The organism is Microbacterium sp., assembly GCF_031179285.1.
Taxonomy (GTDB): domain Bacteria; phylum Actinomycetota; class Actinomycetes; order Actinomycetales; family Microbacteriaceae; genus Microbacterium.
In genome coordinates, this window is record NZ_JAPSHY010000011.1 from 7,760 (window position 1) to 25,287 (window position 17,528).

The window sequence follows — 17,528 nt, forward strand, 5'->3', positions numbered from 1 at the left end:
GCCCGGGTGGCCGGGGCGCGGCCACCCGGGCCGGTCGCCGGATCGCTCCGGCGACGGGATCAGTACTTGCGGTCGGCCAGGACCGCCTTGGCGGCCTCGGCGGAGTCGAACTCCTCGCTCGGGACGACGATGTACGAGTCGACCTCTTCGCCGGCGAGGGTCCTCTCGACGACCTCGAGGGCGGTCTCGCCGAACAGCGGGTTGTATTCGTGCACGTAGCTGAGCTGTCCGTCCGCGAGCGCCTGCATGGCGTTCTTGGTGCCGTCGATCGTGGCGATCTTGACGTCGGTGCCGACGACGAGACCTGCCTCCTCAGCAGCCTGGGCGGCACCGAGACCCATCTCGTCGTTCTGAGCGAACACGAGCTGAATGTCGTTGTTGTTGGCCTTCAGCATGGTCTCGAAGACGCTCTTGCCCTCTTCGGCCGACCAGTTCGCGGTCTGCGCGTCGAGCTTGGTCAGCGCGGCGTCGCCGAGGCCCTCATCGAATCCCTCGTTGCGCTCGTTGACCACACCGACTCCCGCCGGACCCTCGAGCACGACGTAGTTGCCGCCGTCGGGGAACGTCTCCGCAGCCCACGTGCCGACCTGCTTGGCGACCTCGACGTTGTCGGGGGCGATGCGGGTGACGTAGAGGCTGTCGTCATCGGGCTCGATGCCGCGGTCGAGCAGGATGACCGGGATCTCGGCCTCCTGCGCACGCTTGAGCGAGTCCTCCCACCCAGATGCCTCGGTGGCGGACAGCAGGATGACGTCGACGCCCTCGTCGACGAACGACGTGAACGCGTCGATCTGCGACTTCTGATCGAGGTTGGTCGCGGGCGCGTACTTGAGTTCGTATCCGGCGTCCTCCGTGAAGGTGTCCTGAATGTTCTGCTCGTTGGCTTCCCGCCAGGCTCCCTCCGGACCGACGGCGACGAAGCCGACGGTCGTCAGTTCGCCGGAGCCGCCGTCGCCGTTCGAGCCCTCGTTCGATTCGGGCGTCGAGCAGGCGGCGAGACCGAGCGCCAGCGCGCTGACTGCGGCCAGACCCAGCACGGTGCGAATGCGCGTGTTCACGGACATGTTCTCCTCCTTGAGACGTCGGGGTTCTCCCCGGCAGATGTGTGGACCCTCGTGGTCCCCTGCGTGATTGCGGGACGCCGATCCTCCGTCGTCCTGTGGTGATGTTACCGGGAACAATTTCTGAAGCACAATACGGAACTGAAATCCGACCGAATCCGTGATCGGTTTGTTAGTTACCGGTCACAGTGCGGCCGACGTCGTCCGATCGGCCGCGATCATCTCGACGACGGTGTCGACGGTGACTCCGGGGCCGTTGCTGAGCTCGCCGATCTTCTCGCGATCCTTCAGCACGACGATGCGGTCGCTCAGCCGCACCACCTCCTCAAGCTCTGAGGAGATGAAGACCACCGCCATGCCGTCGCCGGCGAGCTGGGTGATCCGCCGCTGGATGTCGAGCTTCGCGGCGATGTCGATGCCGCGGGTCGGCTCATCGAGGATCAGCACGTGCGGGCGCACGGCGAGGGCACGGGCGAGGAGCACCTTCTGCTGCGTTCCGCCGGAGAGCAGCTTGACCGGCCGATCGAGATCGTCGGGGTCCAGGTGCAGCGCCTCCACATAGGTGTCGATCAGGGCGGCGGCTTCCGACGGTGACAGCGGCCGCGACCAGCCCCGGAGCGCCTGCAGCGACAGCACGATGTTCTCGCGCGCGGTGAGCTCGCCGATGACCCCCTGCGTGCGTCGGCTCTCGGTGGTCATGGCGATGCGATGCCGAAGAGCCACCGATGGACTGCGCAGGTCGACCTTCGCGCCGTCGACCCACATCTCCCCGCTGTCGGCGCGCACCGATCCGCTCAGCAGCGACGCGAGCTCGGTGCGGCCGGAGCCCCGAAGTCCCGCCAGACCGATGATCTCGCCGTGCTGCACCTCGACGTCCATCTCGTCGAGTTCGCCCCGACGCCCGAGCGATGTCGCCTGCAGCGCGGGCGTGCCGTCCGATGCATAATGATGGGCTTTGCGCTCCGACTTCAGAGCGCGAAGGCTCTCGATGTCCTTTCCCAGCATCTGGGAGATCAGATCGGCTCGCTCCAGGTCGCGCGTGGCATGCTCGCCGATCAGGCGGCCACCGCGCAGCACCGTCATCCGATCGCTGATCGCGAACGCCTGCTCGAGGAAGTGCGAGACGAAGAGAATCGCCACCCCTCGCTCGCGAAGGCCGCGGATGACCCGCATGAGCGTCGCGACCTCGGTCTGGTCCAGACTCGAGGTCGGCTCATCGAGAACCAGGACCCTCGGTTCGTCGAGGACTGCGCGTGCGATCGCGACGAGCTGCTTCTGAGCGGGGGAGAGCATCGACAGCGGAGTCTTCGGGTCGAGATCGTCCAGACCCAGGCGGGCGAGCGCCCCCGCAGCATCCGCTCGCGTCCGCCGCCAGTTGATGCCGAACCTGCCGCGCCTCTCGCGCCCCAGCGTCACGTTCTCGCCGACGCTGAGGTTCGGGCTCAGTCGGGTCTCCTGGAAGACGGTGGCTATCCCGGCCGCCTGCGAGTCGGCGACGCCCGAGAAGCGGCGCTCTTCGCCGGCCACGACGAGCGTCCCGGCCGCAGGCATGCAGGTGCCGGTGAGCACGGCGATGAGCGTCGACTTCCCCGCGCCGTTCTCCCCCATGAGTGCGTGCACCTCACCCTGGAACAGCCGGAAGTCGACGCTGTCGAGAGCGCGGACTCCGGGGAACTCGACCGTGATGCTCTCCAGCTCCACGATGGGCACGGCACCGGAAGCGGCCATCAGCGTACCGCCCGCGGGGCCGCCGACGATGCGCGCGGCACGAGCTCGGTCGGGATCCGAGTGAGCGGCGGGATGTCGCGCTCCTCCATCGCGGCGCGGAGCATCTCCACGACGGCGCCGCCGAGCGTCTGGAAGTCCTGGCGCACGGTCGTCAGCGGAGGGAGGAAGTGACGTGCCAGCGGGACGTCGTCGAACCCGACCACGCTCAGATCCCCCGGTACCTCGAATCCCTTGTCGTGGAGCCCGTGGATGAGGCCGATCGCCATGTCATCGTTGGCGACGAACACCGCCGTGTAGTCGGGCAGACGGTTCAGCCCCATGGCGAAGTCGTACGCGAAGTCCGCCGTCCAGTCGCCGACGACGATGGGCCGCTCGCGTATCCCCCAGGACTTCGCCCTGGAGTGGAAGGCGCGCTCCCTGGCGCGGGCATCGAGCCAGTCCAGGGGACCGGCGATGTGCAGGATGTCCCGATGCCCGAGTGCGACGAGGTGATCGACGACGAGCGTCGTCCCCGCATGCTGGTCGATCGAGACGGTCAGGAATGTCGGATCGGCATCGGCCTTCACGACCAGCATCGGGACGTTGAGTGAGATCCTCCTGAGCGCCGCGACCGACGACGAGCGCGGGGCGATCACGCACAGGGCGTCGACACCCTGGGTGACGAGGTTGTCGACGGCGTCCTGCGGCGACAGCGCATCATCGTCGTGGAGGGCGATCGGGGTCACCGAGTAGCCGGCCGCCCTGGCGGCGAGTTCGACGGCGCGCAGGATGCTGGTGGGCCCGAACGCGACGGCACTCTCGATGATCACGCCGATGCGGCGGGTGCGCTGGGTGGCGAGAGCGCGCGCCACGAGATTGGGGCGGTAGTCGAGCTCCTCGATCGCCTCGAGCACGCGCCGCCGGGTGTCGGGCTTGATGTTCGGGTGGTCGTTCAGGACCCGCGACACGGTCATGTGCGAGACGCCGGCGATCACTGCCACCTGACGGATGCCGGGCTTGTCCGAACCGACGTTCACCATGCGCACCTCCGTCGGCCCGGCCTGGGGAGATGTTACCGAGAACAGTTCCGGACGCGCAATCGTGCCGGGCGCTCACCCGCCACGCAAGACCGCGGGTCAGCCGGGACCGCGGCGTCAGCGCCGGCGCTCGCTGACGGCGACGACCGCGAACACGAGGCAACCGACCCCGGGCACGATCAGCGGTACCAGCTGCCAGGTGACGACGGCAGTGAGAAGGAGCGCGGCGACGAGGTAGACGGCGCCGGGCACATCGGCGACGAGTCGTGCCGGCACGGTTCGCACGGCCAGGCGCCAGCCGGTCTCGGCCGACCAGCCGCTCGCAGCGAGCAGCAGCGCCAGTCCGAGGGCGACGAGACCGGCCGCGCCGGCGATCCCCACCAGGGGGCCACCGGGCAGGACTCCCCCGGCGGCGAGTGACACATCCAGCACGAGCAGCAGGGCGGCGAGCACGGCCACGCCCCCGACGACGAGTCCGCCTGCCAGCGCGCGCCGGACATCGACGAGGAAGAGCCCGACGCCGGAGGCCTCCGCCGCCAGGAAGCGTCGAAGGTGCCGGATTCCGGCGGCGAGCGCCGCGGGAGCCGTGATGATCGGCAACGAGCAGGCGACGACGAGGATGCCGACCCAGAGCACCTCTCCGAACAGGGCGAAACGGTTCGCCGCCCCCGGCCACCGCAGGACGCTGCCGTCGACCTCCGGCCGACGACGGCGTTCCCGGGGTGCCCGGCGGCCCATCAGCCCTTCAGACCCTGCGTCGCGACGCCCTCGACGAGGAATCGCTGGAAGACGATGAAGAAGGCCAGCACCGGCAGCAGGGCGAGCACGGACACCGCGATGGTCGCGCCGAGGTCGGAGGTCGACGTCTGGTCGTTGAAGATGCGCAGCGCCAGGGGAACCGGCTGCTTGTCCGGCGAGTTCAGATACAGCAGGGGTCCGAGGAAGTCGTTCCAGCTCCAGATGAACGCGAAGATCGACGACGTGATGAGGGCGGGTTTGATGAGCGGCAACGTGATGGAGAAGAACACTCGCGGATGGCCCGCTCCGTCGATGCGGGCGGCCTCGTCGAGCTCGCGCGGCAGGCCGCGGATGAACTGCACCATGAGGAACACGAAGAAGGCCTCTGTCGCCAGGAACTTGCCGATCAGCAGCGGAATGAACGTGTCGACCAGTCCGAGGTTACGGAACAGCATGTACTGCGGGATGATCAGCACGTGGAACGGCAGCAGCATCGTGCCGATCATGATCGTGAAGAGCACCGCGCGGCCCTTGAACTCCACGCGGGCGAAGGCGTAGGCGGCCATCGACGACGAGATCACGATGCCGATGACGGAGCCGACGGCGAGGATCAGCGAGTTCGCGAAGAACTGCCACAGCGGCACCCCCGCCACCCCTCCCAGCACCGTGATGTAGTTGTCGATCGTCGGGTTCTGCGGCAGCAGCCCCTGGTTCGCGCCGAACTCGGAGTGCGGCTTGAACGACGCCGCGAACATCCAGACCAGCGGGTAGAGCACGATGGCGGCGAGCGCGATCGCGACGACTGCCCACACGATCGTGATGACACGTGCCTTCGTGCGCGCGCGTCCGGTGCGAACGGGGCGCCTCGCCTGACGATCGTCGACGGCCAGCAGCGTTCTGGTCTCGCTCATCGGGAATCACCTCCGTAGTGGACCCAGTTCCTCGAGGTGCGGAACATCAGGAATGCGATGACTCCGACGGCCAGCAGCAGCACCCACGCCATGGCGGATGCGTAGCCGAGCTGTCCGTCACGGAATGCGCGCGTGTACAGGTAGACGGTGTAGTAATTCGTGGCACCGGCAGGACCGCCGGTGCCGGAGCCGATGATGTACGCCGAGGCGAAGATCTGGAACGCGTGGATCATCTCCAGCAGCAGGTTGAAGAAGATCACCGGCGACAGCATCGGCAGGGTGACGTTGATGAACTTCCGCCATGGGCCCGCGCCGTCGACGGATGCCGCTTCGTAGAGTTCCGCAGGCACGCCCTTGAGGCCCGCGAGGAAGATCACCATGGGAGCACCGAACTGCCAGACGGCGAGCAGGATGATCATCGGGAGCACCAGGGCCGGGATGCCGACCCACCCGCCGATCTCGATCCCGAAGAAACTCAGCGTGCCGTCGACCGGTCCGTCGGTGGCGAACATGGCGCGCCAGACGATCGCGATCGAGACGCTGGCGCCGATCAGCGAAGGGGCGTAGAAGGCGGAACGGAAGAAGCCGGAGCCGCGGGTGCGCGCATTCAGCAGCAGTGCGATGCCGAGCGCGGCGGCGAGCTTGATCGGCGTGCCCACGAGAACGTAGGCGAGGGTGATCTGGACGGAGCCCCAGAACTTCTGGTCCTCCATCATGCGTTCGAAGTTGCCGAGGCCGATCCACTCGGGCGAGCTGAAGATGTTGTACGACGTGAACGCGAGGTAGAGCGAGAACAGCATCGGACCGGCGGTGAGGCCGATGAATCCGAGCAGCCACGGGGAGAGGAAGACGTAGCCGGCGACGGTGTCCCGTCGAAGGCCGCGACGGCGGCGCCCCGCTCCCCGGCCGTCGGCCGAGGAGCGGGTGCCGGAATCGGCGACGCGGGAAGCGGTCGGCGCGATCGCCGATTCGGTGGACATCGTGTGATCCTTTCAGCGTCAGCCGGCGAGGATGACTTCGGCCTCGTCGAAGAATTGCGTGACCGCGTCGTCGACGGTGATCGCTCCGAGGCCCAGCGACTTGCCGAGGTCCCAGAAGGTCTGCTCGATCGAACCGTAGCCGACGACGGGCACGGGGGGCGCGTCGCCGATGCGGTCGGACACCGATTCGATGTAGTCGGCGACCAGTTTGTCAGGACCCTCCAGCTTCGCGCCCTCGAGCTTGCTCGAGGAGGCCGGGAAGCCGAGGCTCGTTCCGAAGATCTCGCCCGCCTCCGGAGAGTTGACGGCGAAGTCCAGGAAGATGGCGGCGGCTTCGGGGTGCTTCGTGCTCGCCGACACGGCCATCTGCAGACCTGCCTGGCGGTAGAGATCCTTCGCACCGTCGTCACTGGTGGGTGGCGCCACCATCGACAGGTTCGCGTTGCCGGTCTCCGCCAGGTATCCGCCGAGGAAGTTCGACCAGGTCATCTCGCTCGCCGTCAGCTTCGCGCCGAGGCCGGACGTCGGGGTGATCTCCTCGAGCTTGGACTGCGGGATGCCGACGCCGTCGCGCACGGGTGCGCCCGATTCCCAGAACTCGCGGAGCTGATCCTCGTCGAAGCCGAGCTCACCCTCGTCGGTGAACAGGTTGCCGCCCTCCTGTCGCAGCAGGAGTTCGAAGTTCTGAATGCGCTGCGTGTAGTCGGTGCCGCCGAAGACGGTGCCGCCCGACGCCTCGGTGACGCTCGTCATCCACTCGTCGTAGTCCTCGTACGAGGTGCCGCCGGCGTACGGCTCCACGCCCACCTGGCCGAGAAGGTCGTCGTTCTGGAACATCGCCCACGCGCTGTAGCCGGTCGGCAGGGAGTACTGCGTCCCCTCCAGCTGACCGGTGCCGAGCAGTGCCTCATCGAACGTGGAGGTGTCGACGTAGTCGCCGTACTCGCCGAGGTCGAGCAGGAGTCCCGGCTGGCCGTATTGGCGGAGGTAGGTGTCCGAGAACTGCCAGACGTCGGGCAGGCCGTTGCCCGCCGCCTCCGTCTGACGCTTCTCCCAGTAGCTCGGGAAGTCGGTGAAGCTGCCCTCGATCGTGATGTTGGGGTGCTCTTCGTTGAAGGCGTCGATGAGCGCCTCGTAGCGGGCGGCGCGATCGTCGTTGCCCCACCAGGTGAAGGTCAGCGTGACCTTCTCGTCGGGGTCGTACTCCGAGCCGGTGTCGCCACCGGCTCCGCTGGAGCAGCTGGTGAGCGCAAGGGCGCCCACGGCGACGAGCGCCATGGTGCCGAGCCCGAGTCGCGTGGTGCGCGCGAGGCGCGAGGTGCGCGAATGGAACATCATTGTCCTCCTGGAGACGTCGCCGTGATCCGTGTCAGTGCGCCGGAAAGCGCATTCCTGATGCTAAGTTGAATCGAATCAATTCGTCAAGCCGGATGTACCGCACCGTTATAAAAGCCCTCACGGCGAAGCGCCTCACATCACGTTCCGTCGGCGTCGTCTCGAACATCGAGACGCCACACCCAGGTCGCCGATTCTCCGGGCGTCAGCTCGAAGACATCGTCGAAGAAGGGTGCGTCGCACAGCATCACCGACTCGCCGGTGCGCACGAACCACGTCGTCGGGCTGACCGGGTTGTCCGCCGCGGCCGTCATCGTCAGCACGGCTCCGCCCCCTCGAAGAGTCATCGCGTTGCCGCGGGATCCCATCGCCTTCTCCACCGGCACCGGATGGCCGTCGAGGAGCACCTCGGCATCGTGCAGGCTCGGCGCCGCCCGAAGGAACAGTCCGCCGTACCCCGCGGCAGGACGACCCGCGGTGGTCGGGCTGCCGAACCCGATCGGCTCATCGGCGACGTTCTGGAGCGCGCTGCGCCATTCCAGCGTCCAGCCCGGTTCGGGCGCCCCGTCGGCACACGCGAAGCGCAGCACCCTGGTCTCCTCCAGCAGCGGGCGCCCGGCGGCACTCCGCCAATCGAGCAGGAGACTGACGGCTGCGTCGCCCCCGTCCGACCGGATCTCGCGGACCACCTGGCTGCCGAGGTTGTCGAGCGTTCGGTATTGCCCGTCGGCGAACGTCGGTCCTCCCCAGAAGTTCGCACCCTGCGGTTCGCTCGCGAGCGTGACGTTGGCGATCGCCAGAGAGAGTCCGTGATGCCAGGGGTGGTCGGTTGGGCCGTCGTCGCTCACCACGCGACCGCTGAGGGTGCTGAGTGGGTGCAGGAATGGTCGCGGAGCGTCGCCGCCCGGCATCCGCTCGCCCGTGTCGATCACCGCGATCCGGACGTCCCCCGCCCGGACAACGAGCGTCTCGCCGTCCCGATCGACCCGGATGGGCGGGCTCTGGGCGTTCACGGCACCTCGACGGGCGCGTGGAGCGGGCCGCGCAGCGCGGGATCGGAGAGCTCGGCACGGCGGACGGACCGTCCAGCCGTCGCCGCTCGGTGCATCGCGGTCACGATCTCGAGAGCCCGCGCCGGGTCCGCGAACACCGCAGGCAACGGCGCGCCGTCCGCGATCGCGCGGTAGGCCTCGCCGAGCAGGGCGTCGTGGCCGGAGCGCTCCTCGAGGTCGGGAAGGGCCCACCCCGAGACGACGGCCGGGTCGACGCCCGACGCCGGCGTGATCCGCCAGTCCGCGTGAGTGTGCCCGTACAGGTGCTCGAGCTCGATGGTGGCGAGTTCGGTGTCGATGCGGAGCCGGCTCGACTCCCTTGCAGCGAGCGTGGTGGTCGTCATGGTGGCGATCGCACCGGACTCGAACACGACGGTCCCCTGCGACACATCCTCCATCTCGATGTCGTGAGCCAGGCGCCAGAATCTGCCGTCGGCCTCCGACCACTGGCCGAGCAGATGGGCGAGCAGATCGAGCTGGTGAACCGCCAGCCCGACGGTCGGGCCGCCGCCCTCCTCGGCCCAGGTGCCGCGCCAGGGCACGGCGTAGTAATCGGCGCCTCGACGCCAGAGAGTGTCGCACTGGGCGACGAGTGGCCGGCCCAGCGCGCCGGCCTGCAGCAGTCCTCTGATGTGGCGGACGGCACTTCCGGAGCGCTGCTGGAAGACGACCGCCAGGCGTCGTCCCGCGACCTCTCCGGCCCGCAGCATGGTGTCGAGCTCGGCGAGCGAGTTTGCCGGTGGCTTCTCGACGATCACGTCCGCGCCGGCGGCGAAAGCGAGGGCCGCCTGCTCGGCGTGCCCGGCCGGGGGTGTGCACAGGTGCACGACGTCGGGCGCGGCGCCGGCCAGCATCGACGGGAGATCCGCGAGAACATCCGGCGACCCGTGCTCCCCCGCGAAGGCGCGAGCACGCTCTTCGCTGCTGTCGGCGACGGCGACCAGGGTCACGTCACCGAGGCCCGCGATCGTCCGGGCATGAAGGTGTGCGACGCCCCCGGTTCCGAGGATCGCCGCCCGCACGCTCGCATCACCGGTCATGTTCCGTCTCTCTCACGTCGGGTGCTCTGTCCGGTCAGCCGGAGGTCGATCGCCGCACGACCAGCTCCGGCTGGAACACGATCTGCTCCGCGACGAACCCCTCGGGATCCGCCGCCTCACGCAGCAGCAGATCCACGGCCGTGTCGCCGATCAGCGCGGCAGGCTGGCGGATCGACGTCAGCGGAACCACGGCTGCGGCGGCGAAATCGATGTCGTCGTATCCGATCAGAGCGATGTCCTCCGGCACCTCGATCGCCCCCTGCATCACGAGCGCTTGCAGCACGCCCAGCGCCAGGAGGTCGTTGGCGGCGAACACCGCATCCGGCCGCTCGGACGTGGGGCGCGCGCGAAGAGCTTCGCCTGCGGCACGCCCCTGCAGCACGGTCAGCGCGTCGGTCTCGATCACCTCGAGGGAGGCGCCCGGTGTCTCGGCGACCGCCTGCCGGGCGCCCGCGAGCCGGTCGGCCACCTGCCGGATCCCCGCGGGGCCTCCGACGAAGGCCAGTCTGCGCCTGCCTTGCGCCAGCAGGTGGGCGGCCGCGAGGCGGCCGCCGGCGACGTCATCCACGGCCACCGACGAGACGCTCCTGTCAGGAGCCTGCCGGTCGACCAGGACCACGGGGGTTCCCCGCGATCGAAGCCGCTCCAGGCGCGTCAAGTCCTCACCCAGCGGGGAGATGAGCACGCCGTGAACCCGCTGTTCCTCGAACAGGTCGACGTATGCCAGCTCCTGGTCGGCGTTCTCATCGCTGTTGCCGAGCAGCACGGTCATGCCCGCTTCGGCCGCCCGGGTCTCCGCACCACGGGCGACCTCGGTGAAGAAGGGGTTGCGCACGTCGAGGACGACCAGCCCGATCGAACGGCTGCGGCCGGCTCGCAACTGGCGTGCGGCGTCGTTGCGGACGAACCCGAGTTCGGCGATCACGGCGAGGACGCGGTCAGCGGTGGCGGCGGCCACCTTGCCCGGGCTGTTCAGCACGTTCGAGACGGTCCCGACGGACACTCCCGCCGCTGCCGCGACGTCCCGGACGCTCACCGCCATCGTGCACTTCCCTCCACCGGTCAAGTCCTGCTGATGCTACCAGCGCCTCGGCAAGCGCATTCCCGGTTGCGCTGGGCGATGGGGTGCCCTATCTTTGAAACGATTCATTGCGCGGTCGCGGAAAACCCACGATCGCCCGCCGGCAGACGTGGTCGAGGGAGACGTTGATGCACCGCACGGGCACCACCCAGCGAGTCTGCTTCCAGATGCAGGTCGATCCCGCGCGCCTCGAGGAGTACCGCGAACGTCACCGCGCGGTCTGGCCGGAGATGCTGCGCGCGATCGAGGAGTCCGGCCGTCGGAACTATTCGCTGTTCCTCAGCGAAGACGGCATGCTCATCGGCTACTACGAGACCGAGGATGACGAGGCCGCGCAGCGCGCACTGGCCGCCGATCCACGCACGGCGCGATGGGAGGCGGAGATGGCTCCGTTCTTCGTCGCCCTGACGGGCACGCGTCCCGATCAGGGTGCTCCTCGGCTCGTCGAAGTGTTCCATCTCGAAGATCAGCTGCGCGCCCTCGGCGACAGCTGACCCACACTGGCTCCGACCTGAGTCCCATGACGAAAGCGACCGACATGACCACCCTCACCCCCGACGTCCTGACAGAGCTGACAGGACAGGCCATCGAGTTGCCGAGCTGGGCGTTCGGCAACTCCGGCACCCGCTTCAAGGTGTTCGGCACGCCGGGTACGCCGCGCGATCCGTACGAGAAGATCGCGGATGCCGCGCAGGTGCACGAGTACACCGCGCTCGCTCCGACCGTGGCCCTGCACATCCCGTGGGATCTCGTGAACTCCTTCGATGATCTGCGCCGGCACGCGGAAGGTCTCGGGGTGAAGCTCGGCACCATCAACTCGAACACCTTCCAGGACGACGACTACAAGTTCGGCGCACTCACCCACGAAGACCCCGCCATCCGTCAGAAGGCGATCGACCATCACTTCGAGTGCATCGACGTGATGAACGCCACCGGCAGCCGCGACCTGAAGATCTGGCTGGCCGAAGGCTCGAACTACCCGGGTCAGGCCGACCTCCGGGGGCGGCAGGATCGTCTGCAGGAATCTCTGCAGACGATCTACGCGCGCCTCGGCGACGACCAGCGGCTCGTGCTGGAGTACAAGTTCTTCGAGCCGGCGTTCTACCACACCGATGTTCCCGACTGGGGCACCTCGTACGCCCAGGTGAGCGCACTCGGCGAGAGGGCGAAGGTGTGCCTCGACACCGGTCACCACGCCCCCGGCACCAACATCGAGTTCATCGTGATGCAGCTGCTGCGCCTGGGCAAGCTCGGCTCCTTCGACTTCAACTCGCGCTTCTACGCTGACGACGACCTCATCGTGGGCGCCGCCGACCCGTTCCAGCTCTTCCGCATCCTGTTCGAGGTGGTGCGCGGGGGCGGTCTGAACAACCCCGATGTCGCCTTCATGCTCGACCAGTGCCACAACGTCGAAGACAAGATCCCGGGCCAGATCCGCTCGGTGCTGAATGTGCAGGAGATGACGGCGCGCGCCCTGCTCGTCGACCGCGACGCGCTGACCGCCGCGCAGAAGTCGGGAGACGTCCTCGCCGCCAACGCCGTGTTCATGGACGCTTTCTACACCGACGTGCGCCCGGCGCTGGCCGAGTGGCGCGAGTCGCGCGGGCTTGCCGCCGACCCGATGGCCGCATATGCGGCATCCGGCTATCAGCAGCAGATCGCCGCCGACCGCGTCGGTGGCGTGCAGGCCGGCTGGGGCGCCTGAGGGCGTCGCCACGAGACTTCGAACCGAGGACGGAACTGATGACGAACCCCACCGCCGCCGCGCTCATCGCGCGAAGCAACCGTTTGGGCGCCGAACCCAAGAACACCAACTACGCCGGCGGGAACACCTCCGCCAAGGGCACCGACATCGACCCCGTGACCGGCCGACCGGTCGAGCTGCTCTGGGTGAAGGGTTCCGGCGGCGACCTGGGCACCCTCACGGAGCAGGGCCTGGCGGTGCTGCGCCTCGACCGCATGCGCGCGCTCGTCGACGTGTACCCGGGCATCGACCGCGAGGACGAGATGGTCGCGGCGTTCGACTACTGCCTGCACGGCAAGGGTGGTGCAGCACCCTCGATCGACACCGCCATGCACGGCCTCGTCGACGCAGCGCACGTCGATCACCTCCATCCCGACTCGGGCATCGCGATCGCGACGGCCGCCGACGGAGAGCAGCTGACGGCGACGATCTTCGGCGAACGGGTGGCATGGGTGCCGTGGCGTCGCCCGGGGTTCCAGCTGGGTCTCGACATCGCCGAGATCAAGAAGGCGAACCCCCAGGCCGTCGGCTGCATCCTCGGCGGACACGGCATCACCGCGTGGGGCGACACCTCGGAAGAGGCGGAGTCGAATTCGCTGTGGATCATCGAGACGGCCGCTTCCTACATCGCACAGCACGGCGCTGCAGAGCCCTTCGGCGGCAGGCGGCCGGGTTTCGAAGCACTCCCCGAGACCGAGCGCCGCGAGCGCGCGGCGGCCCTCGCTCCCACCATCCGCAGCATCGCCTCGCAGGACAAGCCGATGATCGGGCACTTCACCGACGCCGACGTCGTGCTCGACTTCCTCGCCGCCGAAAAGGCACCGGCTCTCGCGGCCCTCGGCACCAGCTGCCCTGATCACTTCCTGCGCACGAAGGTGAAGCCGCTCATCCTCGACCTGCCCGCCACGGCGAGCCTGGAGGAGCAGCTCGTCCGGCTCCGCGAACTGCATGCGGAGTACCGCGCCGATTACCAGGCCTACTACGACGCGCACGCGACCGCCGATTCCCCGGCGATCCGCGGTGCCGACCCGCTGATCGTGCTCGTGCCGGGCGTCGGCATGTTCTCGTACGGCGCGAACAAGCAGACCGCGCGTGTGGCGGGAGAGTTCTATGTGAACGCCATCAACGTCATGCGGGGCGCCGAGGCGCTCTCGACCTACTCCCCCATCTCTGACGCCGAGAAGTTCAATATCGAGTACTGGGCGCTGGAGGAGGCGAAGCTGCAGCGGATGCCGAAGCCGAAGAGCCACCAGGGGCGCATCGCCTTCGTCACGGGCGCCGCCAGCGGCATCGGCAAGGCGATCGCCACTCGCCTCGCCGCCGAGGGCGCCTGCGTCGTCGTCGCCGACCTCGATCTCGAGAAGGCGCAGGCCGCCGCCGCAGAGCTCGGCAGCACCGACGTCGCGATCGGAGTGGCAGCGAACGTGGCGGATGCGGATGCCGTGCAGGCCGCGCTGAACGAGGCGGTGCTCGCGTTCGGCGGCGTCGACCTCGTCGTGAACAACGCCGGCCTGTCGCTGTCGAAGCCGCTTTTGGAGACCACCGAGAAGGACTGGGACCTGCAGCACGACGTCATGGCGAAGGGCTCTTTCCTCGTGTCGAAGGCGGCCGCGAAGGTGCTGATCGACCAGAGACTCGGCGGCGACATCATCTACATCTCGTCGAAGAACTCGGTCTTCGCCGGCCCGAACAACATCGCCTACTCGGCGACGAAGGCCGATCAGGCGCATCAGGTGCGGCTGCTGGCTGTCGAACTCGGCGAGCACGGCGTGCGGGTCAACGGCATCAACCCGGACGGCGTCGTGCGCGGCTCGGGCATCTTCGCCTCCGGGTGGGGCGCCAACCGCGCCGCGACCTACGGAGTCGCGGAGGAGGACCTCGGTCAGTTCTATGCGAACCGCACGATCCTCAAGCGCGAGGTCGTGCCCGAGAACGTCGCGGATGCCGTCTACGTGCTCACCGGACCCGAGCTCACCCGCACCACGGGCCTGCATATCCCCGTCGACTCCGGCGTCGCCGCGGCATTCCTGCGATGAGATTTGTCCTCGCGACTCCTCGAGTGCACGGCTCGTCGCCGAGTGCACGGGTTGTTGACGCCGACAAGCCGTGCACTCGCACGAATGCCGTGCATTCGGCGGGCTTCCGATGACGGTGCACGCGGTCGCCGCCGTCGACCTCGGCGCGACCAGCGGACGGGTCGTGATCGGCCGCGTCGGCCCGGGCGTTCTCGAGCTCGAACTCGTCTCGCGTTTCCCGAACGGCCGGGTCCACGGGCCGGCCGGGCTGCACTGGGACTTCGACGCACTCTACGAGCATGTTCTCGACGGTCTCGCGGAGGCGGTGCGCCGAGAGCCGTCGATCGAGAGCATCGGCATCGACTCCTGGGCGGTCGACTACGCCCTGGTGCGCGGCGGCCGTCTGCTCGGGCAGCCGTTCCACTACCGCGACGAGCGGACGGCACGGGGCGTCGCCGAGGTGCACGAGCTCATCCCGTTCACCGAGCTGTACGCCCGCAACGGGCTGCAATTCCTGCCCTTCAACTCGCTGTACCAGTACCGCGTCGACCCTGGGACAGCGGATGCCGACAGTGCCCTGCTCATCCCCGACCTGCTCGCATTCCTTCTCACCGGAGCACGCGTCGCGGAGCGGACGAACGCATCGACGACCGGGCTGCTCGGTGTGCACTCCGGCGAGTGGGACCTCGAACTCGCCGATCGCCTGGCGATCCCGCGCCATCTGCTGCCCGACCTCGTCGACCCCGGAACGGTTCTCGGCACTCTGCGTCCCGAGATCGCGACCCGCGTCGGCAAGGAACTCCCGGTGATCGCGGTCGGATCGCACGACACCGCCTCCGCCGTCGTCGCCGTACCGATGCTCTCGCCGGGAGCGGCGTACATCTCGTGCGGCACCTGGGGTCTGGTCGGGGTGGAACTCGCGCAGCCGGTGGTGACGGATGCTGCGCGCGAGGCGAACTTCACGAACGAGCGCGGTGTGGACGGCCGGTTCCGTTTCCTGCACAACGTCACTGGGCTCTGGCTGCTCAGCGAGAGCGTGCGCGCGTGGGAGGCGGAGGACGGCGCACCGATCGACCTGCCGAAACTGCTGGCGGCGGCATCCGCGGTCACCGGTGAGGGCTCGGTGTTCGACGCGGATGATCCGTCCCTCACCACTCCGGGCGACATGCCGGCGCGGATCGGCGCGCTTCTGCGCGCCGCAGGAGCTGCCGTGCCCGCCGAGCGCGCCGGATTCGTGCGCACCATCGTCGAATCGATCGCGGCCGCGTTCGCTGACGCTCTGCGAACGGTCGCCGAGCTCACGGGTCGCGAACTCGACAGCATCCACCTCGTCGGCGGCGGCTCACTCAACGCGCTGCTGTGTCAGGCGACCGCAGATCGTACGGGGCTTCCGGTGCTGGCGGGCCCCGTCGAGGCGACGGCGCTCGGGAACGTGCTGGTGCAGGCGCGATCCAATGCTGCCGCACCCCCGACCCTCGAGGGCATCCGGGCGCTCGTGAGCGAGACGCACCCGCCCCGGCGGTTCGAGCCGCGCTGAATCGTCGGGCGCGGGCCGGGCGGGTCAGAGCCCGAGGCGCTCGAGGTAGTCGTTCATCAGCCGGCGTTCCGGGTCGAACTCGGCCCGGAGGGCCGCGAAGTCGTCGAAGCGGGGGTAGCGGCTCTGCACCTCGGCTCCGTCGAGCGTGAACACCTTGCCCCAGTGCGGACGCGCCGTCGGCGGCAGCGCTGCCTCGAGAGTGGGAAGGAACGCGCGGATCGCTGCCTCATCGGGCCGCCATGTGAAGTGCAGTCCCACCGCGTCGACACCGTAGGACGAGCTCAGCCACAGGTCGTCGGCCTTGACCGTGCGGATCTCGTTCACCAGCAGCAGCGGGGCGATGCGTCCGGCGAGGAGCCGGATCGCCTGGATCGCGGCGACCGCATCGGCGCGCGGCACCAGGTACTCGCTCTGGATCTCCGCTCCCGCCGACGGTGTGAACTCGAGCTTGAAGTGCGGCAGGCGCTCGAACCAGGCGCCGGGTACACCGCCCTGTTCGGTGCAGGCGACGGGATCGACACCGAGAATCGGATGCCGCTTGCCCGGGGCAGGTTCCGCGCCGAGCCTTGCCAGCTGCTCGGTGCGTTCGCTCGTGTGCACATCGGGTTGGCGCTGCTTGACCCAGATCTGGTCGGCGACGTCGGTGTGCTGCCAGGTGGAGAAGATGCTCACGCTCGAACCTGCCGACGTGACGGCATCGAGGTCCGCGAGGATCTCGTCCCAGCTCGGGTGCTCGTACACGTGCTGGGCGACGGCATACGTGGGTTCAACGTCGAGCGTGACCTCGAGGACGGCGCCGAGCGCCCCCAGGCTGACGACCGCGCCGTCGAAGCCGTCGTCACCGCGGTTCAGAGTTCGCACCTCGCCCGAGGGGGTCAGGATGGTGAGTCCGCGGACGGCCGCGGCGAGCGAGCCGATGGCGTCTCCGGAGCCGTGCGTGCCCGTCGCGATCGCGCCGGCCACGGAGATGTGCGGCAGGGATGCCAGGTTCGACAGGGCGAGTCCCTCGGCCTCGAGTACGGGAGCAAGGTCCCCGTAGCGCAGGGCGCCGGCGACGCGGACGGCGTCTCGTCGATCGTTCACCTCGATCACCCGGGGCAGACGGTCCAGTGCGAGAAGCACGCCGGTGGTGTCGGCGATGTCGTTGAAGCAGTGACGGGAACCGAGGATCCGCACCGCCTCGCCGCGGGCGATGAGGCCCCGCAGCTCATCGACGGATTCGGGGTGCTCGATCCCGGTCGCCCGGTAGGTCAGATTTCCTGCCCAGTTCTGCTCCACAGCTGCTGCGTC

The 17,528-nt window shown here is 68.6% G+C and carries 15 protein-coding genes; 4 read left to right on the plus strand and 11 right to left on the minus strand.

Translation table 11 applies throughout. The features are described 5' to 3' along the window. Positions 1–59: 59 nt before the first annotated feature. The 10 genes from RIN18_RS08865 to RIN18_RS08910 form a co-directional block, all read right to left on the minus strand. Positions 60–1,064, minus strand: coding sequence for a substrate-binding domain-containing protein (locus RIN18_RS08865; protein ID WP_309103602.1), 1,005 nt, complete (start codon positions 1,062–1,064; stop codon positions 60–62). 180 nt (positions 1,065–1,244) lie between these two features. Further along, the gene (locus RIN18_RS08870; protein ID WP_309103603.1) at positions 1,245–2,789 is read right to left on the minus strand and encodes a sugar ABC transporter ATP-binding protein; all 1,545 of its coding nucleotides are present in this window, start codon (positions 2,787–2,789) and stop codon (positions 1,245–1,247) included. Further along, positions 2,789–3,808 (minus strand): LacI family DNA-binding transcriptional regulator, encoded by a 1,020-nt coding sequence (locus RIN18_RS08875; RefSeq protein ID WP_309103604.1) that lies wholly within the window; start codon positions 3,806–3,808, stop codon positions 2,789–2,791. Before RIN18_RS08875 ends, RIN18_RS08870 begins: the two co-directional genes overlap by 1 nt. A gap of 114 nt (positions 3,809–3,922) precedes the next feature. Further along, positions 3,923–4,543, minus strand: a complete 621-nt coding sequence (locus tag RIN18_RS08880) for a hypothetical protein (protein WP_309103605.1) — start codon at positions 4,541–4,543, stop codon at positions 3,923–3,925. Continuing rightward, positions 4,543–5,454 carry a carbohydrate ABC transporter permease gene (locus RIN18_RS08885; RefSeq protein WP_309103606.1) on the minus strand — a complete coding sequence of 304 codons (912 nt, stop codon included), beginning with the start codon at positions 5,452–5,454 and terminating at the stop codon, positions 4,543–4,545. The genes RIN18_RS08880 and RIN18_RS08885 overlap by 1 nt, the downstream gene beginning before the upstream one ends. After that, positions 5,451–6,434: a sugar ABC transporter permease gene (locus RIN18_RS08890; protein WP_309103607.1), complete on the minus strand. Its 984-nt coding sequence runs from the start codon at positions 6,432–6,434 to the stop codon at positions 5,451–5,453. The genes RIN18_RS08885 and RIN18_RS08890 overlap by 4 nt, the downstream gene beginning before the upstream one ends. An 18-nt stretch (positions 6,435–6,452) precedes the next feature. Beyond that, positions 6,453–7,772, minus strand: coding sequence for an extracellular solute-binding protein (locus RIN18_RS08895; protein ID WP_309103608.1), 1,320 nt, complete (start codon positions 7,770–7,772; stop codon positions 6,453–6,455). A 137-nt stretch (positions 7,773–7,909) separates the two neighbouring features. Then, positions 7,910–8,782: a DUF6807 family protein gene (locus tag RIN18_RS08900; protein WP_309103609.1), complete on the minus strand. Its 873-nt coding sequence runs from the start codon at positions 8,780–8,782 to the stop codon at positions 7,910–7,912. Beyond that, the gene (locus RIN18_RS08905) at positions 8,779–9,861 is read right to left on the minus strand and encodes a Gfo/Idh/MocA family oxidoreductase (RefSeq protein ID WP_309103610.1); all 1,083 of its coding nucleotides are present in this window, start codon (positions 9,859–9,861) and stop codon (positions 8,779–8,781) included. The genes RIN18_RS08900 and RIN18_RS08905 overlap by 4 nt, the downstream gene beginning before the upstream one ends. 34 nt (positions 9,862–9,895) lie before the next feature. Continuing rightward, a complete protein-coding gene (locus tag RIN18_RS08910; protein WP_309103611.1) occupies positions 9,896–10,903 on the minus strand; it encodes a LacI family DNA-binding transcriptional regulator in 1,008 nt (335 codons plus the stop codon). Positions 10,904–11,070: 167 nt separating this feature from the next. Between RIN18_RS08910 and RIN18_RS08915 the strand changes: the two genes are divergently transcribed. From RIN18_RS08915 to RIN18_RS08930, 4 genes are all read left to right on the plus strand, one after another. Then, positions 11,071–11,436 (plus strand): L-rhamnose mutarotase, encoded by a 366-nt coding sequence (locus RIN18_RS08915; protein ID WP_309103612.1) that lies wholly within the window; start codon positions 11,071–11,073, stop codon positions 11,434–11,436. A gap of 44 nt (positions 11,437–11,480) precedes the next feature. Continuing rightward, positions 11,481–12,647 carry an L-rhamnose isomerase gene (gene rhaI / locus RIN18_RS08920; protein WP_309103613.1) on the plus strand — a complete coding sequence of 389 codons (1,167 nt, stop codon included), beginning with the start codon at positions 11,481–11,483 and terminating at the stop codon, positions 12,645–12,647. A 38-nt stretch (positions 12,648–12,685) separates the two neighbouring features. Beyond that, a complete protein-coding gene (locus tag RIN18_RS08925) occupies positions 12,686–14,722 on the plus strand; it encodes a bifunctional aldolase/short-chain dehydrogenase (RefSeq protein ID WP_309103614.1) in 2,037 nt (678 codons plus the stop codon). A gap of 109 nt (positions 14,723–14,831) precedes the next feature. Continuing rightward, positions 14,832–16,238: a rhamnulokinase family protein gene (locus tag RIN18_RS08930; protein ID WP_309103615.1), complete on the plus strand. Its 1,407-nt coding sequence runs from the start codon at positions 14,832–14,834 to the stop codon at positions 16,236–16,238. Positions 16,239–16,262: 24 nt separating this feature from the next. On the opposite strand, the gene RIN18_RS08935 is transcribed toward RIN18_RS08930, so the two are convergent. Next, positions 16,263–17,516 (minus strand): D-arabinono-1,4-lactone oxidase, encoded by a 1,254-nt coding sequence (locus RIN18_RS08935; protein ID WP_309103616.1) that lies wholly within the window; start codon positions 17,514–17,516, stop codon positions 16,263–16,265. Positions 17,517–17,528: the final 12 nt, after the last annotated feature.